The 21,342-nt window shown below is 64.0% G+C and carries 20 protein-coding genes and 3 pseudogenes; 6 read left to right on the top strand and 17 right to left on the bottom strand.

The genetic code is table 11. The features are described 5' to 3' along the window. The first annotated feature begins 48 nt into the window (after positions 1-48). Entirely contained in the window at positions 49-321 is a 273-nt protein-coding gene (locus GBZ48_RS17990; protein ID WP_174472248.1) for a hypothetical protein, read from the top strand. Positions 322-386: 65 nt separating this feature from the next. Here GBZ48_RS17990 and GBZ48_RS17985 read toward each other — a convergent pair whose 3' ends face one another. The 10 genes from GBZ48_RS17985 to GBZ48_RS17940 all read right to left on the bottom strand — a co-directional run bounded on the left by GBZ48_RS17985 (position 387) and on the right by GBZ48_RS17940 (position 9,877). Next, the gene (locus tag GBZ48_RS17985) at positions 387-965 is read right to left on the bottom strand and encodes a YqaA family protein (protein ID WP_098739538.1); all 579 of its coding nucleotides are present in this window, start codon (positions 963-965) and stop codon (positions 387-389) included. A 151-nt stretch (positions 966-1,116) separates the two neighbouring features. Further along, a complete protein-coding gene (gene rplQ, locus GBZ48_RS17980; RefSeq protein ID WP_109049822.1) occupies positions 1,117-1,545 on the bottom strand; it encodes a 50S ribosomal protein L17 in 429 nt (142 codons plus the stop codon). A 161-nt stretch (positions 1,546-1,706) separates the two neighbouring features. Beyond that, positions 1,707-2,723 carry a DNA-directed RNA polymerase subunit alpha gene (locus GBZ48_RS17975; RefSeq protein ID WP_174472247.1) on the bottom strand — a complete coding sequence of 339 codons (1,017 nt, stop codon included), beginning with the start codon at positions 2,721-2,723 and terminating at the stop codon, positions 1,707-1,709. A gap of 136 nt (positions 2,724-2,859) precedes the next feature. Then, entirely contained in the window at positions 2,860-3,258 is a 399-nt protein-coding gene (rpsK, locus tag GBZ48_RS17970) for a 30S ribosomal protein S11 (RefSeq protein WP_012974490.1), read from the bottom strand. A gap of 15 nt (positions 3,259-3,273) precedes the next feature. Beyond that, complete coding sequence (gene rpsM / locus GBZ48_RS17965; protein WP_012974491.1) at positions 3,274-3,642, bottom strand: 30S ribosomal protein S13; 369 nt, start codon at positions 3,640-3,642, stop codon at positions 3,274-3,276. 197 nt (positions 3,643-3,839) lie between these two features. Then, a complete protein-coding gene (locus GBZ48_RS17960; protein ID WP_174472246.1) occupies positions 3,840-5,222 on the bottom strand; it encodes a hypothetical protein in 1,383 nt (460 codons plus the stop codon). 168 nt (positions 5,223-5,390) lie between these two features. Then, positions 5,391-5,867 (bottom strand): tetratricopeptide repeat protein, encoded by a 477-nt coding sequence (locus GBZ48_RS17955; RefSeq protein WP_246307273.1) that lies wholly within the window; start codon positions 5,865-5,867, stop codon positions 5,391-5,393. A gap of 362 nt (positions 5,868-6,229) precedes the next feature. Continuing rightward, a complete protein-coding gene (gene fusA / locus GBZ48_RS17950; protein WP_174472244.1) occupies positions 6,230-8,371 on the bottom strand; it encodes an elongation factor G in 2,142 nt (713 codons plus the stop codon). Positions 8,372-8,600: 229 nt separating this feature from the next. Next, a complete protein-coding gene (locus tag GBZ48_RS17945) occupies positions 8,601-8,948 on the bottom strand; it encodes a RidA family protein (protein ID WP_109049819.1) in 348 nt (115 codons plus the stop codon). Between the two features lie 95 nt (positions 8,949-9,043). After that, positions 9,044-9,877: a trypsin-like serine peptidase gene (locus tag GBZ48_RS17940; protein ID WP_246307272.1), complete on the bottom strand. Its 834-nt coding sequence runs from the start codon at positions 9,875-9,877 to the stop codon at positions 9,044-9,046. 18 nt (positions 9,878-9,895) lie between these two features. On the opposite strand from GBZ48_RS17940, the gene GBZ48_RS17935 reads away from it, so the two are divergent. Further along, entirely contained in the window at positions 9,896-12,148 is a 2,253-nt protein-coding gene (locus GBZ48_RS17935) for a DNA topoisomerase (RefSeq protein WP_174472242.1), read from the top strand. A 132-nt stretch (positions 12,149-12,280) separates the two neighbouring features. Continuing rightward, complete coding sequence (locus GBZ48_RS17930; RefSeq protein ID WP_174472241.1) at positions 12,281-13,468, top strand: hypothetical protein; 1,188 nt, start codon at positions 12,281-12,283, stop codon at positions 13,466-13,468. Here the strand turns inward: GBZ48_RS17930 and GBZ48_RS17925 are convergent. Continuing rightward, a complete protein-coding gene (locus tag GBZ48_RS17925; RefSeq protein WP_174472240.1) occupies positions 13,365-13,778 on the bottom strand; it encodes a LuxR C-terminal-related transcriptional regulator in 414 nt (137 codons plus the stop codon). The genes GBZ48_RS17930 and GBZ48_RS17925 overlap by 104 nt on opposite strands. Positions 13,779-13,881: 103 nt before the next feature. Then, positions 13,882-14,723: pseudogene (locus tag GBZ48_RS17920) on the bottom strand (IS5 family transposase). 141 nt (positions 14,724-14,864) lie between these two features. On the opposite strand from GBZ48_RS17920, the gene GBZ48_RS17915 reads away from it, so the two are divergent. Then, a complete protein-coding gene (locus GBZ48_RS17915) occupies positions 14,865-16,208 on the top strand; it encodes an IS701 family transposase (protein WP_246307271.1) in 1,344 nt (447 codons plus the stop codon). Between the two features lie 61 nt (positions 16,209-16,269). Here the strand turns inward: GBZ48_RS17915 and GBZ48_RS17910 are convergent, their stop codons facing one another. The 4 genes from GBZ48_RS17910 to GBZ48_RS17895 form a co-directional block, all read right to left on the bottom strand. Then, complete coding sequence (locus tag GBZ48_RS17910; RefSeq protein WP_174472239.1) at positions 16,270-16,614, bottom strand: hypothetical protein; 345 nt, start codon at positions 16,612-16,614, stop codon at positions 16,270-16,272. 118 nt (positions 16,615-16,732) lie between these two features. Continuing rightward, on the bottom strand, positions 16,733-17,371 hold the full coding sequence (locus GBZ48_RS17905) for a LuxR C-terminal-related transcriptional regulator (RefSeq protein ID WP_174472238.1): 639 nt from the start codon (positions 17,369-17,371) through the stop codon (positions 16,733-16,735). A gap of 97 nt (positions 17,372-17,468) precedes the next feature. Continuing rightward, on the bottom strand, positions 17,469-17,897 hold the full coding sequence (locus GBZ48_RS17900; protein ID WP_246307270.1) for a hypothetical protein: 429 nt from the start codon (positions 17,895-17,897) through the stop codon (positions 17,469-17,471). Between the two features lie 10 nt (positions 17,898-17,907). Further along, the gene (locus GBZ48_RS17895) at positions 17,908-18,969 is read right to left on the bottom strand and encodes a helix-turn-helix transcriptional regulator (RefSeq protein ID WP_174472237.1); all 1,062 of its coding nucleotides are present in this window, start codon (positions 18,967-18,969) and stop codon (positions 17,908-17,910) included. 462 nt (positions 18,970-19,431) lie between these two features. Between GBZ48_RS17895 and GBZ48_RS17890 the strand changes: the two genes are divergently transcribed. Together GBZ48_RS17890 and GBZ48_RS17885 are read left to right on the top strand one after the other, a co-directional pair. Then, on the top strand, positions 19,432-20,325 hold the full coding sequence (locus GBZ48_RS17890; RefSeq protein WP_174472236.1) for a DMT family transporter: 894 nt from the start codon (positions 19,432-19,434) through the stop codon (positions 20,323-20,325). Between the two features lie 188 nt (positions 20,326-20,513). Beyond that, positions 20,514-20,920, top strand: a pseudogene (locus tag GBZ48_RS17885) (transposase); the annotation flags it as partial. Here GBZ48_RS17885 and GBZ48_RS17880 read toward each other — a convergent pair. Further along, positions 20,921-21,190: pseudogene (locus GBZ48_RS17880) on the bottom strand (transposase); the annotation flags it as partial. It lies immediately after the preceding pseudogene. Positions 21,191-21,342 lie beyond the last annotated feature (152 nt).

Genomic DNA, 21,342 nt, shown 5'->3' with positions numbered 1-21,342 from the left:
TTCGGTCTCCACTATGCCGATATCAGTAGCAAGAAGGGAATGACTGAAATGACACCGGAATCGGACGGCAGATCGACACGCAACCCGCCGCGCCACCGGTCCTTGCGGCTGCTGCTTGCGCTGCTCGTCCTCGGCCTCGTCATGCTGGCCTCGCGCGTGCTGGCGCTGCCCAACATCGGCATGGGCGAGATGATCGTGCCGCTGCTGGGCGGTCTGTTCGTGGCGGTCGCCATCGTGATGATCGTGCGCCGCGACCGCGCCGATCGCGACGCTCTGCCCCCGTCCCGGCGCGACCGTCAGGACCAGGGCATGCCGGACTGAACAGAGGGAACCGTGTGATTCACGCTTCGGGCATTTCCGCTCGAAGCGATCGCTCTCCAGAGCGTTCAGACGAACTTGAAGCTGAGGAGGCCGCCGACCACCACGACCAGCAGGACGGTGGCCACCAGCATCAGGCGCTTTTCGATGATGTGCTGAACCTGCGGGCCGTAGAAGTGCAGCAGGATGGCAATCATGTAGAAGCGGGAAAAGCGTGCGACGATGGAACAGAGGATGAAGACCGTCAGGTCGAGATGGGCGAAGCCGGCGGTGATCGTCAGCAGCTTGTAGGGGATCGGCGTCACCCCCTTAAGGATCAGGAACCAGGGGCCGAACTCGGAGAACATCTCCTGGAAATGCTGGAACGACTCCTGCGCGTTGTAGAAGTCGATGATCATCCGCCCGACGCTCTCGAACAGATAGAAGCCCAGCGCATAGCCCAGCATTCCGCCGAGCAGCGACGCGAAGGCGCAGATGTTGGTGTAGAACCACAGCCTCTTCGGCTTCTCCAGACACATCGGCACCAGCATCACGTCCGGCGGCAATGGGAAGAAGGAGCTTTCGGCGAAGGAGATCGCCGACATCCACCAGACGGCATCGTCGCGGGCGGACAGGCGCTGGAGGCGTGTGTAAAGAGAACGCAACATTTGACCGGCCACAAATGAGAAAACCCTTCCTCCGGTGAACCGGAGGAAGGGTCTAATATATCACCAATATCGGCGATCCCGTCCTGTGCGATACGGGGCCCTGGGACCCGATGCCGCACAGGGCGTGAGACCGGCGCGATTGCCGGTCATGTTACTCGGCGGTCTCGCCTTCGGCCTCGGCGACGTCCTGCGTCGGGCCGGAGTTCTGACCCTTGGCCGAAACGTCACGCTCGACCAGTTCGAACACCGCCATGTCGGCGGCGTCGCCGTAGCGGAAGCCGGCCTTCAGGACGCGGCTGTAGCCACCCTGACGGTCCTTGTAGCGGTCGGCCAGGACGGTGAACAGCTTGGTCACCGTCTCGTTGTCGCGCAGCTGGGCGAAAGCCAGACGACGGTTGGCCAGGCCACCCTTCTTGCCGAGCGTGATCAGCTTGTCGACGATCGGACGCAGGTCCTTCGCCTTCGGCAGGGTGGTGGTGATCTGCTCGTGCTTGATCACCGCGTTCGCCATGTTCGAGAACATGGCCTTGCGGTGGCTGCTGGTCTTGCTGAACTTACGTCCCGAAACGCCGTGACGCATGGCGGTCCTCCTTCATGGCATGGCCCCCCTCGGGGAGCCGATCGTGTACCCCGCCGCCCAGTCATAGCGCTGGTACGGCTGCCGGGTCGGGCCGTGGCGGCCCTGGGAAATGCGCCCCTCCCGTCCGAAGACGGAAAGGGCGCGGCAAAAAACCGAGATGCTTAGTACGGCTCTTCCAGACGCTTGGCCAGCTCTTCGATGTTCTCCGGCGGCCAGTTCGGGATTTCCATACCGAGGTGCAGGCCCATCTGGGACAGCACTTCCTTGATCTCGTTCAGCGACTTGCGGCCGAAGTTCGGGGTGCGGAGCATTTCCGCCTCCGTCTTCTGCACCAGATCGCCGATGTAGACGATGTTGTCGTTCTTGAGGCAGTTGGCCGAACGGACCGACAGTTCCAGCTCGTCCACCTTGCGGAGCAGGTTCTTGTTGAACGGAACCTCCTCGTGCTTCTCCTCGGAGACGGCGTGCGTCGGCTCCTCGAAGTTGATGAACAGCTGCAGCTGGTCCTGCAGGATGCGGGCGGCGAGAGCCACCGCGTCGTCCGGCTTGACCGAACCGTTGGTCTCCACCGTCATCGACAGGCGGTCATAGTCGGTGACCTGCCCGACGCGGGCATTGTCGACCTTATAAGACACCTTGCGCACGGGCGAGAACAGGGCGTCGATCGGAATCAGGCCGATGGGCGCGTCTTCCGGACGGTTCTGGCTGGCCGGAACATAGCCCTTGCCGGTCTCGACCGTCAGTTCCATGTTCAGCCGCGCGCCGTTGTCCAGCGTGCAGATGACCAGTTCCGGATCCATGACCTGGATGTCAGGGCCGGTCTCGATCATGCCGGCCTTGACCTCGCCCGGGCCTTCGGCGCGCAGGCGCATGCGCTTCGGGCCGTCGCCGCCCATGCGCAGACCCATCGTCTTGATGTTCAGGACGATGTCGGTCACGTCCTCGCGGACGCCGGGGATCGACGAGAACTCGTGCAGCACGCCGTCGATGTGGATCGCCGTGACGGCGGCACCCTGCAGCGAGGAGAGCAGGATGCGGCGCAGCGCGTTGCCGAGCGTCAGACCAAAGCCGCGTTCCAGCGGCTCGGCGACCACGGTCGCGAAGCGGTCGGCATCGTCACCGGGCTGGATGTCCAGCTTGCTCGGCTTAATCAGTTCCTGCCAGTTCTTCTGAAGCACGGATCGACCTCAAGATGCCATCGGGTGAACACGAACCCGCGAGGCCCGAACCGTTCCCATGCTGAGGGGGCCGCGATGGCTGCGGCCCCCTGTCCCGGAACGGTCGGTCCCCGCGGGTGCGGAAACAAAAGCTAAATCAGACGCGACGCTTCTTCGGCGGGCGAACGCCGTTGTGCGGGATCGGCGTGACGTCGCGGATCGACGTGATCTGGAAGCCGATCGACTGCAGGGCGCGGAGCGCGGACTCACGCCCCGAACCCGGACCCTTCACTTCGACTTCCAGGGTCTTCATGCCGTGTTCCTGAGCCTTGCGGCCAGCGTCCTCGGCAGCGACCTGGGCGGCGTAGGGCGTCGACTTGCGCGAACCCTTGAAGCCCATGGTGCCCGACGACGACCAGGCAATGGTGTTGCCCTGCGCGTCGGTGATGGTGATCATCGTGTTGTTGAACGAGGCGTTCACGTGAGCGACGCCGGCGGTGATGTTCTTGCGCTCGCGACGACGCAGGCGCTGAGAAGCGGCGGAGGGCTTGGCCATTTTGCGTTCGTCCTCTTACTTCTTCTTGCCGGCGATCGGCTTGGCCGGACCCTTGCGGGTGCGGGCATTCGTGTGGGTGCGCTGGCCGCGGACCGGCAGGCCCTTGCGGTGACGCAGGCCACGGTAGCAGCCCAGGTCCATCAGACGCTTGATGTTCATGGCGACTTCACGACGAAGGTCGCCCTCGACGCGGTAGTCGGCGTCGATGGTCTCGCGGATCTTCAGGACTTCGTCGTCCGTCAGCTCGTTCACGCGACGCTCGGCCGGGATTTCCAGCTTCGCGCAGATTTCCTTGGCCTTGAAGGGGCCGATGCCATGGATGTAGGTCAACCCGATCTCCACGCGCTTCTGCGCGGGGATGTTGACGCCAGCAATACGCGCCACGCTACTCTCCTCAGTCTCGATATCTCAACGGCAGCCCGTCGGGCCGCCTACACACCGAGCAAATCCCGCCCGACACAAGACCGGGTGCGGGAACGCACAATGTTACCCGCCACCCATGCAGGGCGGCGAGAGGGTGCGACTATAGGAAAACCCTGGAACTTGTCAAGGCCGATTACCGGCAGCACTCCGACCGCCGGTCATTCGGCGGGAACCGGCACCCGAACGGCAGCCGGTGCCGGCTCCTGGCCGGTGCCTGCCTCCCCGACTGCGACATCTGCGACCGCGACAGGCCGCACCGGCGCCCGACCGGCATTCAGCAGGGCACGGTCGCGCAGCACCTGCGGCAGGTCCATGCTCAACTTCAATTCGATGTTCCGCCAAATCTGGCGCAGGCGCTGGACGTGCAGATCCTCGCCGATGGACAGCACCACCGATTCGAGATTCTCCATCGTGATACCGCGCTCGGCCAGCAGCACCCCACCCTTCCCGTCCGTCTTGGGACAGTTCAATGCCTGGACCAGCCGCGGCCGCGACTCCGGGCGGCTCATGAAGCGTTCCACGTCGAAGATGGTGCGGATGTTGACGACGCGCAGCGCCTCGATCTGGTCGAGGTCGAGCGCCAGGATCAGCTGCGCCTGCGCCACCCAGTCCATCGTCTCGTAGATGCCGTAAGGCGTTTCGACGAACAGCAGGATCGGGTTGGCCGTGGCGAGATTCTGCACGTCCTCGATCTCGAACTCCGCCAGCCGGAACTTGATGGCCGAGTCGATGCCCAGGATCATGTCGATGGGATACTCGCGGATGAAGCTCTGCGCCCGGGGATCGATTCGCCGGATCTGCAACTGCGGCACCCGGCTCAGCAGGGTTTGCAGACCCAGCTTGGGAAAGAAGCCGACCAGAAAGGCAACCAGCAGTTCCGGCACGCGGTCGCCAACCGCCTGCTCCGGCACCATCTGCGCCAGGTCCATATAGGCGTGATGCAGTGTGACCGCTGTGATGCAGGCCAGAATGATGTGCCCCGTCACCCGCAGGAAGGAGATCGGCGACAGATCGTAGTTGGAGATTCGGCGGATCAGATAATCGATCGACCAGACATAGGCGCCGAAGAAGGAGAAGGACAGCACCGCCACCGTCTGGAGCTGGTAATGCACCATGTCGATCCGCGATACGCCGTCGACTCCATACAAGGTCATGCCGCTGAACAGGGGCTGGAAATGGTCCAGCCGGTCCTTGCCCAGCAACATGCCACTGGAGGTCAGGAAACCGCTGAAGGAGACCATGATGAAGACAAGAACCGGGAAGAAATAGGCCCGCCATTCCGACGGCTGCGTCCAATCCGGCCCCTGCGGCAGCGCCCGGTATTTGTAGGCGGCGAATTCGAAGGATGGGATCAGCTGGTCGTGATCCTGCCCTTCGACGCGAAAGACAGATTCGAGATCGGAAATGATCTTCTGACGCACGTTCTTGATGTTGCTGCGGCCGATGAAAATCGTCAGCGGCAGGATGAAGGACAGGCAGAGGAGGCCGAGCGCGCTCAGCACCCGCAACTCACCGATCATCTGGATCGCATGGTCGAACATCCCGCCTCCACCCGCGACGACGGCACATCCATACGTCACGGACGTGCGGTCATGACACATCGACCGCATGGCGGTCGCGGCGTCGGATGTTATACCTCTATCGCGGGTTTTTCATGACAGTTTTACGCGTGACGGTCGGCGGGGCGATTGGGAGTGTCGGTCGGCGGCCTACAGTTCGGTTCCCGCTCGGCGATTGCGGATCGCATCGGCCTGGGCCCGAACCCGCGTCAGATGCGGATTGATCTTCAACGCCGCGTCAAAGGCACGCAAAGCAGGCTTCTCGTCGCCCAACGCCAGATAGACCAACCCCAACTCCACCAGCGCCCCGAAATGGCGGGGCTCCAGCGACAGCGCGTGATGCAGATCCAACATGGCGCCGCGGTAGTCGCCCAGCATGTAGTGGGTGGCGGCGCGCTTGTTCCAACCTTCCGCATAGGACGGATCACGGGCGACCACGGCGTCGAAGGCGTGCAGGGCCGAATCGTAATCGTCGCCGTTCAGGCTGTTCACCCCGGCGCGCATGTCGCGCACCATCACCGGGTCGGGATGATCGAGCCAGAAATCCCAGATATGCTCCTCTACCGATTCGGCATAGGTCGCGTCGGTGGTGGTGTTCAAAGCCTGGAAAAGACTGTCCAGACGCATGTTCCCCTGCCCTGCCCCGGCCGGCACCCCGAGGGTCAGCGTCAAAAGCACAGTCAAGGAAAAGAAGCGTCGAATCGTCATGCTCCAAATTTGGGCACGGATTCGACGAACTGCCAACTATTTTTTGGTTGCAAAACGATAATGAATTGGTCATTGGCCGCCGTCCCGGTGCCTTAGGCCGCCGACCTATGTCCCTTATGCCATCGGTGCAGACGACGGGCCTGCCTGGAACGAAAGGCCTTATGCCCCTGTTTCCATCCTCCGTCCCCTGAAACGGCGAACGGCCGGCGGATCGCTCCGCCGGCCGTCTGCTTTACCGGATGTCTCCCGATTGCCAGCTCCGAAAAGTCGGGGCCAAGCGATCAGGCGGCCTTGTTGCGGCCGGCCACGATTTCGTCGGTGACGTTGCGCGGCACCGGCTCGTAGTGGCTGAACTCCATCGTGTAGGACGCACGGCCCGAGGTCATGCCGCGCAGCTGGCCGATGTAGCCGAACATTTCGTTCAGCGGGACATTGGCCTCGACGGCGATGTTCGAACCACGCTCCAGCTGGCCCAGGACGGTGCCGCGACGACGGTTCACGTCGCCGATGACGTCGCCCAGGTAATCGTCGGGGGTGACGATCTCGACCTTCATAACCGGCTCGAGCAGGATCGGACCGGCCTTCGGCAGAGCCTCGCGGAAGCAGGCCTTGGCGGCGATTTCGAACGTCAAGGCATTCGAGTCGACGTCGTGGTACTTGCCGTCCACCAGGCGGGCGCTAAAGTCCACAGTCGGGTAGCCGGCGAGGACGCCGTCTTCCTTCTGCATCTCCAGACCCTTCTTGACCGACGGAACGTATTCGCGCGGAACCGTGCCGCCGACCGTCTCGTCGAGGAACTCGAAGCCCTCACCCCGCTCGCGCGGCGCGAAGACGATCTTCACCTCGGCGAACTGACCCGAACCACCGGTCTGCTTCTTGTGGGTGTAGGTGTATTCGACCGGCTTGGTGATCGTCTCGCGGTAGGCGACCTGGGGCTTGCCCATGTTGCCTTCCACGCCGAACTCCGTGCGCATACGGTCGAGCGTCACTTCCAGGTGCAGCTCGCCCATGCCGCGCAGGATGGTCTGGCCGGTTTCACGGTCGGTCTCCAGGCGGAGCGACGGATCGGCGCGGACCATCTTGCCGAGCGCGATCGAGAACTTCTCCTGCTCGCCCTTGGTCTTCGGCTCGACCGAGACGCTGATGACGGGGTCGGGGAAGCGCATGCGCTCCAGGATCACCGGCGCGGAGGCGTCGCACAGCGTGTCACCGGTCTCGGTCTCCTGCAGGGAGACGAGCGCGATGATGTCGCCGGCGCGGGCTTCCTCGATCGGGTTTGCGTCCTTCGCGTACATCTCGACCATGCGGCCGATCTTCTCGCGCTTGCCGCGGGTCGAGTTCAGGATCGACATGCCCTTGGTCAGCACGCCCGAATAGACGCGGACGAAGGTCATCGAGCCGTAGGTGTCGTTCAGCACCTTGAAGGCCAGCGCCGAGAAGGGCGCGTCGTCGGAGCTGAGACGCTCGCCGTTCGGGTTGCCGTCCTCGTCCACCGTCTTGATCGCCTCGACGTCGGTCGGGGCCGGCAGCAGATCGACGACCGCATCCAGAACCTGGCAGACGCCCTTGTTCTTGTAGGACGAGCCGCAGAGCACGGGGGTGAAGGCGCTGGTGATCGTGCCCTTGCGCAGGCAGGCGCGCAGCACGGCGGCCGACGGCTCCTCACCGCTCTCCAGATAGGCCTCCATCGCCGCGTCGTCCTGCTCCAGGGCAGTGTCGACGAGTTCGGCGCGCAGAGCCGGAATGCTGGCGACGTTGTCCAGGTCTTCCTTGACGGTCAGGTTGAGCTTCTGGGCGAGATCGTCGGTGATCTCCCAGGTCTCCCACTTGGCGTCCTTGTCGTCGGAGAACCAGACATAGGCCTTCATCTCGACCAGATCGACCATGCCGCGGAAGTTGTCTTCCGAGCCGAGCGGAACCTGGATGCAGACCGGACGCGCGTTGAGGCGGGTCTTGATCATGCTGACGCAACGTTGGAAGTTCGCGCCCGAACGGTCCATCTTGTTGACGTAGCAGATACGCGGAACGTTGTAGTTGTCCGCCAGACGCCAGTTGGTCTCCGACTGCGGCTCCACGCCGGCGACGCCGTCGAACACCACGACCGCACCGTCGAGCACGCGCAGCGAACGGTTCACCTCGATGGTGAAGTCGACGTGGCCCGGGGTGTCGATGACGTTGATCTTCTTCTCACGCCAGAAAGCGGAGACAGCGGCCGACTGAATGGTGATGCCGCGCTTCTGCTCCTGCTCCATGTAGTCGGTCGTCGTCGACGTCTTCAGATCCTTCGTCTCGTGGACGTCGATGATCGTGTGCTTGCGACCGGTGTAGTACAGAATGCGCTCGGTGGTCGTCGTCTTGCCCGCGTCGACGTGGGCGATGATGCCGATGTTCCGAATGTCAGACAGTGGCGTTTGGCGCGGCATGTTGCGGTTCCATTGCAGTAACGCGACAACCGAAGCGCGACCGTCAGGGGTCGTCCGCTTCGGCGGCAGAGGTTGGTCGGGGTTTTACGGGCGATCTGTTAAGGCGTCATTAACATTCCGTAAACCGACAAGCAATTTGTCGGAATATTGAAGCGCGCGGCCCTCACAGCGTTCGGGCCACGCCGGCACACCCCAACCGAGGCTGCCGGGTCGCCCCGTTTCCGCCGCCTTATTTAGCAGCGGTGACCTGAATTTCAACGAGATACTGGGGAGCGGCCAGCTTGGCTTCCACCGTGGCGCGGGCCGGCGGATTGGCCGGATCGACCCAGGCGTCCCAGGCCTTGTTCATCGCGCCGAAGCTGGCGATGTCGGCCAGATAGATGGTGGCCGACAGCAGCTTGCTCTTGTCGCTGCCCGCTTCCGCCAGCAGGGCGTCGATCTGGGCCAGGATCTGGATGGTCTGACGTTCGACGTCGGGCGTCGGCTCGTCGGCGACCTGACCGGCGAGATAGACCGTGTCCTTGTGGACGACCATCTGGCTCATGCGCGGTCCGGTGTGGAAGCGCTGGATCGACATGACGGAAAGACTCCGGGTTCCGGGGGCTGAAAAAGATGCGGGTACGTCTATGCCATTCGGGGCCGCGCGCGAAGAAAAAAATGCGCATCCGCCGCTCAGGGCTGACCCGCGGCGGTATCCTTCGCCAAAAGTGCGGCGAAATGCGCGGCCGGGACCGCAAAATTGCGCACGGCCGGTGCGTTTCCGGCGGCGACGCCGACTCCGGCGACCGCCCAACCCCCGCCGCTCGCCCCGATGCCATCAGTTCCGGCGCCGCCCGCCGTCCGCACCAGCAGCGGCCCGCCGCTGGTCCCGCGCGTGGCGTCGCAGTCGTGCACAAGAAGCCCGCCGTTTTCTCCCAGCAGACGGCAGGCGCTGTCGGCCATCAGGATCTGTGCCCGGTCCTGGCTGTAGCCGCCGAGCATCAGCGGGGTGCCGGGCCGCAGCGGCGCCACGCTGACGGGAAGCGGCGGCACCTGATCCGGCGCCGGCTCCGCCAGGGTCAGAATCGCCCAGTCGCCGCCAAGCATGGGCGTCGCCGCCGCCGGGTCGTAAGCGGGGTCGGTCGCCACCCGTGCCACCGTGACATGGCGGGTGTACTCGCCACGGTCATAGCCGAACAGGACATGCAGCGACGATGCCTGGAGAAAGCGCCGGGTGCGCGGATTGAACAGGCAATGGCCGGCTGTCACCACCGTGCGCCGGCCGACCAGCGCCCCGGTGCAGCGTCCAGCCAGATTGGTCTGCACCCGCACCACGCTGCGCCAGGGGTCTGCGGCGGCATCGACCGGCGTCCGCCGGTCGCCCAGGCCAACGCCGGGCAGCAGCGGCCGCTCGGCATGGGCCGCGGGCACGCCGGCCAGGATCGTCAGGCCGGCCAAGGCTGCGGCAACAGCGCCATGCCGAAAGCCATGCTGGTCGCGCGCATGTTCTTGCTCCGTTTCCTTCAATCCCGTATCCTCCGGCGCATGGCGACGCTGATCATCACCGAGAAATCCAGCCAGGCGAAAGACCTGCGCGCGGCCCTGGGCGACCGTTACGGCCGCATCCTGCCGGCCGAGGGCCATCTGCTGCGGCTTGCCGAGCCTGACGAGGTCGATCCCGCCTGGAAGCGCTGGTCGCCGACCCTGCTGAAACCGGACGGTCTTTATCCGACCCGGCCCGACCAGGGCGGCAACAAGGCGGCGAAGCTGCAGGCGATCGCCGCCGCGTTGCGCGGCTGCGACGAGGTGATCCTCGCCACCGACTGCGACCGCGAGGGCCAGCTGATCGGCCAGGAAATCCTGGAGCATGTCGGCTATCGCGGCAAGGTGCGGCGCGCGCTTTTCACAGCCCAGGACCCCAAGACCCTGCGCGACGCCTTCGCCACGCTGAAGCCGAACGACAGCATGCGGCCGCTCTACGAGGCCGCGGTGGCGCGCCAGCAGGCTGACCAGATCTACAACCTGTCGCTGACCCGCACGGCGACCAAGACCCTGCTGGCCCCCGGCACCCGCGGCGTCATCGGCATCGGCCGGGTGAAGACCCCGACGCTGGCCATCGTCTGCCTGCGCGAGCTGGAGATCCGCAACTTCAAGCCGGAGGATTATTTCGAGGTGGTGGCGACCGCCACCGTGGCGGAAGGCAGCTTCCAGATGCGCCATGCCCCGGCGCCGAAGGACCGCATCAAGGACCGCGCCGCCGCCGAAGCCATCGCGCGTGCCGCCGACAACCACCGCGGTCCGCTGACCGTGACGGTGGAGGAGAAGCGACAGGCGCCGCCCAAGCTGTACGACCTTCCGTCGCTGCAAAAGACCTGCGGCCAGCGCTGGGGCTGGACCGCCGACCGCACGCTGGCGGTGGCGCAGGAGCTGTATGACGGCGAAGGCAAGAAGCTCATCACCTATCCCCGCGCCGAGGCGCGATACCTGTCGGAGAACCAGATCGCCGATGCGCCGGCCATCGTCGGGGCGCTGACCCGGCTGCGCGGCTTCGCGCATCTGGACATTTCCCGGCCGGTGATCCGCAAGGGCAAATCCGGCCATTTCTGCGACAAGGCTCTGGAAGGCGTGTCGCACCATGCGGTGATCCCCAACGTCAATGTGCTGGACGATTTGGAATCGCGGCTCTTCCGACTGAGCGATGACGAGAAGCGGCTGTTCGCGCTGATCTGCCGGTCTTACCTTGCGGCGGTGATGCCGGATTACGAGTATCGCCAGACCAGCGTGACCATGCCGGTACCGGTGCCGACACCCGAAGGCATCAAGCCGGTCGCCTTCCGCGCCGTTGGCCGCATCCCGTTGAAGTTGGGCTGGAAGGCCGCCTTCGGCTCGGCTGAATCCGATGGCAAGCCGGAGGAGGAGACCGAACAGACCCTGCCGCCCCTGAACGACGGCGAAACGGCGACCCTGAGCGATCCCAAGGTGGAGGCCAAGCGCACCCAGGCGCCGCCGCGCTACAACGAAGGCACGCTGGTCGATGCCATGCAGAACGCCTGGAGGTTCGTCGAGGACCCGCCTCTGCGCGACCGGCTGAAGGAGGCCAAGGGCATCGGCACCCCGGCCACCCGCGCCGAGGTGATCAAGGGTCTGCGCAAGCAGAATCTGCTGGGGGCGGACGGCAAGTGGCTGGTGCCGACCCCGGCCGGCCTGCATCTGTTCGAGACCCTGCGCGCCGCCGCCCCGACCCTGGTCGATCCCGGTACCACCGCACTGTGGGAAATGAAGCTAGACGAGGTGGTGACCGGCCGCGCCGATTTCCGCCGCGTGATCGATGCCATCGCCAGCGAGGCCGACCGGCTGATCGGTGCGCTGGTCGGACAACGCGGCACCGCGCTCGATCTCGGCCTGCCTGCCCCCAAGGCGCGATTCGCCCGTCGGGGCACAACCGCTAGGGGGAAAACAGCCCGCGGCGCTCCGGCGGCACCCGGTGACGCGGCGAAGCCGGTGCGTCGGCGAACGCGCAAAGCCACGGCTTCCACCAACGGAGAATCCATGGCGCCGAAGCCACGGCGCACCCGCAAAACAAAGGCCGATGGCAGTGCCCCGCCGGCTGCCGCCGCTGCGGAAAGCACTCCGGTTGCCGATGCGCCCGGCTCCGACGCACGGCGTCGGCGCGAACCGACCGAGCGCATGGTCGCCTTCGCCCGCAGTCTCGCCGAGCGCAAGGGCATCGCCCTGCCCGACCCGTGCCTGCGCGATTTCGACCAATGCCGCAGCTTCTTGGATCAGCACGCCCGCTGACCGCCCTTCGATGGCCACGTCAGCGGTTGCGCCATCGCCTGGAATTGCGCGTTTTCGGCAATATTGGTTGCTGGATTTTATCGACCTTTCGGATAATTCTCACAGGGGACTCAATCATTGCTGAGCGCTTCCATGAGATTTTACGGTCGGGCTTCGCGCCCTGTCACAGCCGCCGCGCTGACGCTGGTTGCAGCAGTCCCTGCGCTGGCCCAGAGCCAGCCGAGCTACGGCGGCGCCAGCGTGACGCAATGCATTCCCTTTGCGCATTTCCAGCCGGTGTCATTCACCGACCCGCCGAAGCTGAATTTCAGCATTGCCGGCGACAGCACCATCCACACAGTGACGATGGACACCGGATCGGTCGGTGTCGCCATGTCGGCCACCAATATCCCGAACTATGAGGCGCTGAAGACGGCGCCCGGTGCCAAGCCGGGAACCCAGTTCCTGTCGAGCAGCAAGGTTCTGTGGGTCGGCACCTGGGTGCCGATGACGGTGACCCTGTATGACCGCGCCGCCAACAAGGTCGCGACTTCCGAGGTCTTCATTCTCGGCGTGGAGAAAGCCGGCACCTGCGACAGCTACCAGCATGACCAGCAGATCTGCCCTGGTCTGCCGGCGCCGGCCAAGCCGGTGCTTTACATGGGTGTCGGCTTCGGCCAGGAGGCGGATTTCCAACCGCAGGGCACGCCAGACAAGAACGTTCTGTTGAATCTGCGCAGCGTGAACGGTCAACCCATCGCCAACGGTACTCTGAACGCGGGCTACATCATCGGCCGGCAGGGCATACAGGTCGGACTGACCGCCGAGAACACGTCGGGCTTCCGCTTCACCAAGCTGGCCCCCTATGCGCAATATCCCGGCGACTGGATGATGCCTCAAGGCTGCATCACCGTGAATCCGGAGGTGAACCGCGACGCCAACGGCCCGATCTGCACATCGGTCAACATCCTGGTGGACACAGGCATCCCGCAAAGTTACGTGACGCTGCCACCGACGATCCAATTCGACACGGTGGAGCAGACCGATCTGAGCGAGCCGACGAAGACGGTGAAGGTGCTGGCTCCCAGGACTTCCGTGGCCGTCAACATTCCGAACGCCGCCGATCCGATCGCCATCTACGCCTTCCTCGTCGGTACCGGAGCGCCGAACGAACCGGCGCAGGTGATCCCCTCCAGCACCGAACCGCCCCCACCTGCTCCCAAGAAGGCGCCCTTCATCAACACCGGCCGCCACGTCCTGCGGCAGTACCAGTTCCTCTACGACGCCAAGCAGGGCTATGTCGGCATGAAGGACCAGCCGAACCCCTGTGGCGAACAGTAACCGTAACAAGGGGGGCCGACCCGGCGCATTCGTAGCGTGGCCGGTATCGCGGGACCTTATGGCCGCTGCTCAGCACAACGGCCTCCCAAGCGCGCCCAAGTTCGAAGAGACCGGAACATCCATGCCTCTCCATGACGCGGGCGCGATGGCATTCCACCGTCTTGACGCTGATGCCGAGGTCGGAGGCGATGGCTTGGTGCAGGCAGGCCGCACTTTGCGCCTGCCCGCAGGTCACCCAGGCCACGCTCGAGCACACCGCCGATGCGCAGACGGCGCACCATGAGCGAAGAGCTGTCAACGAGCCGGGCATCGGCGGTTACGACCGCCGATGCCACCCCCATCCGGTCCAGCAAGGCCGCAATCGTCGCCTGAGCCCGGTTGCCCATCGAAAGCGGCTGCAGACTTGGCACGGGCTAGGCCGTGTCGGCAAAGTTCAGAGCCATAGCAAGGATCGCCGCGATGGTGATCATGGCGAGATAGTTGGCGGCTCGCTTCTCATACCGGGTGGCGATCCGTCGGAACTGTTTCAACCGATTGATTAGGCGCTCGACGCGATTGCGTTCCCGATAGGCATCGCGGTCGAAAGCCGGGTCGGGCCGTTCGTTGCTCTTGGTCGGGATCACCGGCGTAATGCTCCGCCGTCGCAGGGCGGAGCGGATGACACCGCTGCAGTAGGCCTTGTCGGCGGCCAGCCGGTCGGGCTTGAGGCGCGGTCGCCCGCGGCCCAACCGCCTGATCCAGCCGGTCCCCATCAGAGTGGCGAATGCCTTGCTGTCGTGGACTTCGCCACCGGTCAAAGTGAAGGTTACCGGCTTGCCGAGGCCCTCGGCGCGGATGTGGATCTTGGTCGAGAAGCCGCCGCGCGAGCGGCCCAGCGCCTCGCCGTCGATCCCCCTTTTTCGCCGCTGGCCTTCCGGGCGCCAGCCGCGTGCTGATGAGCGCGGACCACGGTGCTGTCCACGAAGTGCAGGCTCCAGTCCACCCGGCCTTGGCGGTCGGCACGGGCCTGCAGGGCTTCCAGGATACGCTGCCAGATGCCGGCGCGGCGCCAGCGGTAGAACCGGCTCGACACCGCGCCGAACGTTCCATAACGCTCCGGCAAATCCCGCCATGGGGCTCCGCTGCGGGCGATCCACAACATGCCGTTGATCATCCGGCGGTGAGAGTGGTTCGGCCGTCCAGTGCGAGGTTTTTCGGGAGGAAGGTGCGGCTCCAGCCGCTCCCATTGTGCATCAGTCAGATCGTAACGTCCCATCCAGACCAAATGGGGAACATTCCTTCAACCCGCTACCCCTTTGCCGACACGGCCTAGCACTACTTTGGCAGTTCCACCGTGATGGCGCGAGGTGAGGGCTGTTGTACAGCCCAAGGGGGGTGACCTGGGCTGGAGGCGATCATGCTGGAGGTGCGGACATGGGAAGCCCAGCTGGACGCTTGGCTGGAGCCGTTTCTTGACGCTCTGGGTCACAAGGCTCGACGTCGCTGGGCTCCGGTGTACATCCGCGGTCTGTACGGCCGTACGGAACGCAAGAGCATTCAGCCGATCGCCGCCGAGCTGACACCCGGCGACTACGACCAACTCCACAACTTCATCGCCAGCCGCTCCTGGGACACGGCTCCGCTCGAACCGATCCTGGTGCGCACGGCTGATCAGCTGGTCGGCGGTCCCGATGCGATCCTCGCCATTGACGACACCGCCGTGCTGAAGAAGGGCGAGCATTCCGTCGGTGCCGCTCCCCAATATGCCGGGGTGGTGGGCAAGAACGCCAACTGCCAAGTTCTGGTCACTCTGACCCTGGTCCGCCGCGAGGTACCGGTCCCGATGGCCATGCGCCTGTTCCTGCCTGAGGAATGGACGAACAATCCCGATCGCTGCCGGCGCGCGCAGGTGCCGGAGGCGCAGCAGAAACCACGGACAAAGCCGGAGCTGGCGATCGAGGAAGTGGATCGGGTTCTGGCCGCCGGCGTGCGCTTTGGCTGCGTTGTCGCCGACGCCGGCTACGGCACCAGCGCAGCTTTCCGGCGCGCGCTGAGTGAGCGGGGACTACGGTGGGCGGTTGGAACGGTGTGCGTCCAGAACGTCTACACGCCAGACGTCACCCTCTCCTGGCCGAAAGCGGCTACGGGGCGCCCCCGCAAGCACCCGGTGCCCAGCGAGGATCCGGTCTCCGCAGCAGCCATGCTCAAAAACGCCTCCTGGCGACAACTCACATGGCGCACCGGCACCAAAGGAGCGCTGAGTGCCCGATTTGCTGCAGTTCGGGTGCGCGTGGCCGATGGGCCAGCGATGCGCACGGGCAAGCACCAGCCGGGCGCTGAGGTCTGGCTGGTCGGCGAACGCCGCAGTTCCGGCGAGACCAAATATTACCTGAGCAACTTGCCCCCGGACACGCCGCTCCGCACCCTGGCGTCCTGGATCAAGGCGCGCTGGGTCTGCGAACAAGGGCACCAGCAGATGAAGGAGGAGTTGGGGCTTGATCACTTCGAAGGCCGTAGCTGGCCCGGCCTTCACCATCATGTGCTCTTGGTGATGATCGCCTTGGCATTTCTCCAGCACCTTCGGCTCGCCGCCGCGCCGGAGCGGGGGAAAAAGGCGCAACAGCGGGCCGCCGCCGCAACCGACGCTACCCGCTGTACGCCGAGCCATTCTCGCGCATATTCATCAGACCGCGCTGATCCGATGTCCCTGTTGTCGGTGCTGACTCGTCCCGCACAGGCGCCAGTAGAACTGCCAAAGTAGTGCTAATCAGAGATTCAAAGTTCAGCCATCATGATTTTGATGGTGACATGGGAAACCTACCCTAGCCACCGCCAACGACCGCAGGAGCGCGCCGACCGTCTCCAGGCCAATTAAGCGTGTCGCATGAATGCCCTCTGGCGCCCCCCTCGAACTCCTGGAATAGCCTGATCTCCAGATCGATCAGGCTGGCGGCCTCCCCTGCCGAGGCGATGGCCGGCGCCGACCGAACAGCCACGTCCAGCTCGGCATAGAGCCGCTCGATCTCGCGCCGGTACGCGGCATCGAATCGGTATCCGACATAGCGTTCGTGCAGGGATGCATACTCGCTTTGGAACTTCGCTACGTCGGCGGCAAGAGTGCGCTTGCCATCGCCGCTTTGAGGGGTATCCTCTCGGTCGATCTTCATGGGTTTTCCAAGGCTCCGTGTGGATCGCGTCGCGATCAGGTTTCTGTTTCGGTTTCCAGATCCGACAAAGCGCCCAGCTGTTCGTAGCAGCTGGGCGCTCATCGTTTCGGCCAGGGAATCAGGCTGCTGGACAGTTGGTCGGCCGCCGCGGCAAAGGCGTTACTGCCGTCACGCGCTCCAACACCTTCGCCCGCTGCTCGCACCGCTCAGCGTCATTGAGCAACATGGCGGCCACAGCAACCGAGCCATTTCGAATGGCGCGCTGGGCGTCCTCCCGATCATCATGAGCACGGTCGCGGAGCTGCGGCGGCGTCAGGTGGTCGATCTGAGGCAGGTGGCTCGAATCCGACGACTGACCGAAGGCGTCAACGGTAGCGAGCGCAGCCCGCAGCGCGACACTGCCTCGTGGGTGGTCGGCGCCTTCGAGTGATGACGACTCCGCCGACGCAAGCCCCCAGAGCCGCCCCAGATCGAACAGCGTCCGACATCCTGTCTTGCGCATGACCTGGGCGCGGTGGCACTCGACGGTCTTGGGGCTGATGGCCAAATCGCCGGCAATCGCCTTGGTCGATTGGTTGCGAGCAATGCGATGCAACACCTCCGTTTCACGCGGCGAGAGCTTTGCTATGCACGCAGCCGCTTGGACGCTGTCGGAGATCCCGGCGGCGTGACACCGCTCCTGGCCGGGCGTCTCGGTACTTAGGGTGCAAGGGTCCTTGCCACCGCCACATGTGGCGGTATGCTCTTTGGTGATCATCGTTGCTTCCTAGGGCTACGGGTGATCGTCTGGGCTGGGTAACCGACCTGGGCAGGGCGCCCACCTGTTGGAGCAGGCGGGCGCCCATCAACTGCGATCAGGCGGCCTGGAGTTCGGCGACCACGCTCGGCATCACGAGGCAATTCGCTGCTGAGCGGAAGCTGCCGCGATCCGAGCGGTAGTCGGCCGGCAGATCGACGCCATGCTTCGCGAAGGCAGCGCGCGTGTTCTCCCAGGTCGCGTCGAACTCGGGAGTGCCGTAGGCGCGCGGGTCATGGGCCAGGACCCGGCCGGCGCCGAGGATCGCCGCGCTGACACGCAGCAAGCCGGCGGTGTCGCTTACCAGCTCGTGCAGCGCCCTGTCGGCACCTTCCGTCATCGCATACGCGAGGCCGGTATCTTCCGTGGCTTGCAGCAGCACCAGCAGGTCGGCCCAACAGGCGTCGACCTCGGTCTGAGAGAAGCCCTTATCGAGCATAGCTTGCTTGTAGGGGGAGAAATCGATGTTCGCGACGCCGATACCCATGAAATTGTCCTCAGTGTTTGCGCCCGTTCGGGGCGCGGGTTACTGCGGCGATTCCGGTAACGAGACTGACAATACCCGGCAAATCGACCGCAGAAGAATGTTTCTCAGCAAGGCGCTTTTTTGCCCTGTCGATGTATTTGTAGGCAGAATTCATCGATAATCTTCGACTCCCGGCATATTCCGCCAGCGTTTGACCAGAACCAACCCCGGCCATGACTTCCGCTTCTGTAGACGACACCCCAAAAGCTTCACGCAACGCCGCGCATATCTCTCCCATGTCCTCACCGAAGCGCGCGGCGGCAATGATGGCAGTTCCCGGGCCAGTACCTGCGCTGACCGCCAGTACAAGCGGATCGCCTGAATGCCGCCGGATGGGGGTATAGGCACGCGGCACCAACCCGTCGGCGACATGACCGAGAGATTGATGCAGAACCATGTCGTCGAGTTGATCCGTCGCGGAAATGAGGGTTCCGGTCAAATTCACCAGCCCATCCTGCGCATCCAATAAATCGTGGAAGCTTGCATTGGCGTGCAGCAGGCCACCGTTGCGATCTACCAATGCAACGGCCAAGCCCAGACTATCGAGAATACCTTCGAGCGCTCGGATTTCCCGCCGCAAACGGATTGCTCGGGTAACTCCAAGATAAGCTTCAGGACCTTGAAAATAGTTCTCAAGCCCAGCAGCAGTCATGTTCAGTCGAGCCTGTACTGATGTCCCGTCATCGCATCGATAGTGCGACACCAGCATCTTTCCCCATGGATAGTTGTTGACAAAATCCATGTTCGCGGAATTAAGGCGGGCGCCAATGGCGCGCTGAAGCCATAATTTTGGGTCGCTCTTTGCGACGGGGTTTCCATTCAATCCTTTTTCAAGGAGCGACCAGAACAGAGAAGAATAGGTATCTGTTCTCCGATACTCGCAGCATGGCATAATTTTTCGCTGCTCATTATTCGCGAAAATCACACAATCATCTTTGTCGAACACGATTACAGACCCGCCGGCAGCATCAGCAGCGCGAGCCACTTCCGATATCGGCGCGGGCAAATCATGCAAGCTGGTGAGTGTGGACATAGCGTGCTCACAATCTTTGAATAAGGGCACGGTAACATAGCGTCCACAAAGGAAGTACCAAATTTTGTACAATCTCAATGTTGATGGGAAACGCAGCGCGCATACCCCGATATTCATGCCTTTCTGTCTTGTCACTACTCAAGAGTTTGTCCTGAGAATTTTCGCGTACTCCATAGATTGGCCTTTCAGGCTGCGCAGATATCTCTTCAGTTTCTGTGCAACCATTCGCGGGCACGGTCTACACATCCAAAAAATGTTATTTCCGAATCACTCGCATCACCGGTTGTTGACCGACTGTCATCTATCGCTTCGGAAGCATCCAACTACAACCCGATACACGAATTCTCGACAATTTCACTCCCGTAGCGAGAGCAGAAATTTGTGACGACAATCGCCGTTGTTGGGTTATCGCGACACTGATATGGGTTGTGCATCCCTCAAGCCCTGCCGACTCGGAGCGAAATGCTTCCCTCCTCCGCCCAAGCTGCCCTCTGGGCTTTCGCCTCAGCCGTGACCTTCTCCGCCTCGTCGGCGGCGGCCAAATTCCTCGGCACGAAGCTGCCCACAGCCGAGCTGGCTTTCTTCCGTGCGGCTGCCGGGGCCGTGGTGCTGGTGACGTTATGGCGGCTCGTCGCCGATATGGGCAAGACGAAGGACCCGGTCGGCTATGTGCTGCGGTGTGGTCTAGGCGTTTTGGCCCTCTACGCCTTCATGTATGCCCTGGGCGCGGCACCGCTGGCCCTGGTGTTCCTGATCTTCCTCACCCGAGCCCTGATGCTCCCAGTCGCCGCCCGGCTGATGCTGGGCGAGATGTCGCCCCCGGTCGTGTGGATGGCCGTGTTGATCGGATTCATCGGCGCAGCCATCCCCCTGGTGCCAGCCCTGCAAGAGCCGGAACAGGTCTGGGGCGTGCTGGCGGCCATGGTCGCGGCGGTAGCCACTGCGGGCAGCCAGACTGCCGTCCGTCGTCTGACGGAGGCCGGCAATGCCCCTGGCATGATCGTGCTGATCTACTCGGCCGTCTCGGTGCTGGGCACCCTGCCTGCAGCTCTGCCGAGTTGGGTGACGCCGCCTGCCGCTGACTGGCCCATCCTGGCCGTCCTAGGCCTGTGCGGGCTAGCGGCGCAGTACACCGCAGCCAAGGCCTTCAGCAAGGCCACCGTCGGCTTCCTGGCGCCGCTGGACTTCCTGGCTGTGCCAGCCGCTGCCGGGTTAGGCTGGCTGCTGTTCGGTGAGGTACCGAACATGTTGACCGGGATCGGTGCGGTGATCGTACTGGTGGCTGCTGCCGTGGTGGTTTCCGCCAGCAACGCCGGACGGCTCCGCCAACCGGTGAAGCGCTTCGCGGAAGTGTGAAATGCACATCACCCGAATGACTCGGGTTAGCGGCGACTCGCCTCGGTCCATATCGACCTGAGACACTAGCCCGAATAATTCACCGGAGCTGAAGCTGGGGCGGCGGGCGCGAGGCTAATCCACTGAATTTGTGTATGATTCTGGTGCTGAAACAGTCTCACCACGGATCAACGGAGTTCACGCCCGCCATGACCGAGAGTACCGGGGTTCTGACCGGTTTGTCACCGGTTGCCGGCAAGCTGGTTCACGCCGCCTTCGATGGCGGCCGTCTCACCTCCGACGCCGGCGTCCTGCTGTTGGCCGAGATTGATCGGCGTCTGGGCGTCTGCGAGCGCCTGGCAGACTGCATCGAAGAAACGCGCGCTCCCGAGCGCATCCAGCACACGCTGGCGGAGATGATCCGCTTCCGCGCCCTGCTGATCGCCGCCGGGTACGCCGACGCCAACAACTGTGACGCCCTGCGCAGCGATCCCGCCTTCAGATGGCGGTCGGCCGGCTGCCGGAGAGCGGGGGTGACCTCTGCCCGCAGCCGACCATCAGCCGGCTGGAGAACCTGCCCGGTCCAGTGGCGCTCAAGCGCATGATGGCGGCCATGGATCTCGTTCGCCTGGCGCAGTTCCCGCACCTCACGCTCCAGTGCCTTGATCCGTTCCTGCTCGTCCGTCGTTGGGCCGGGTCGTTTGCCTTGGTCACGCTCAGCCTGGCGGACCCAGTTCCGCAGTGTCTCGGGATTGCAGCCGATCTTCGCCGCAATTGAACTAATCGCCGCCCACTGCGAGGCGTGTTCGCCTTCGTGCTCGAACACCATCCAAACCGCACGCTCGCGCACTTCAGGGGCGTATTTGGGGGATGCCTGTTTCGTCATGATGACCCCAGTTTCTCAGGAAAACGGAGCCTCCGACAAACCCGGTGCGGTTCATAGCTGTGCGGCCATCTGCCTGGACCCTGCCCCATTCATCGCTGACGGATCGGCTACCCGTCATCGCTATGCCGCAGACCCGATATGCCTCTGCGCCG

It is taken from the genome of Azospirillum melinis (assembly GCF_013340935.1).
Classification (GTDB): domain Bacteria; phylum Pseudomonadota; class Alphaproteobacteria; order Azospirillales; family Azospirillaceae; genus Azospirillum; species Azospirillum melinis.
This window is presented reverse-complemented; position numbering and strand designations above follow the sequence as displayed.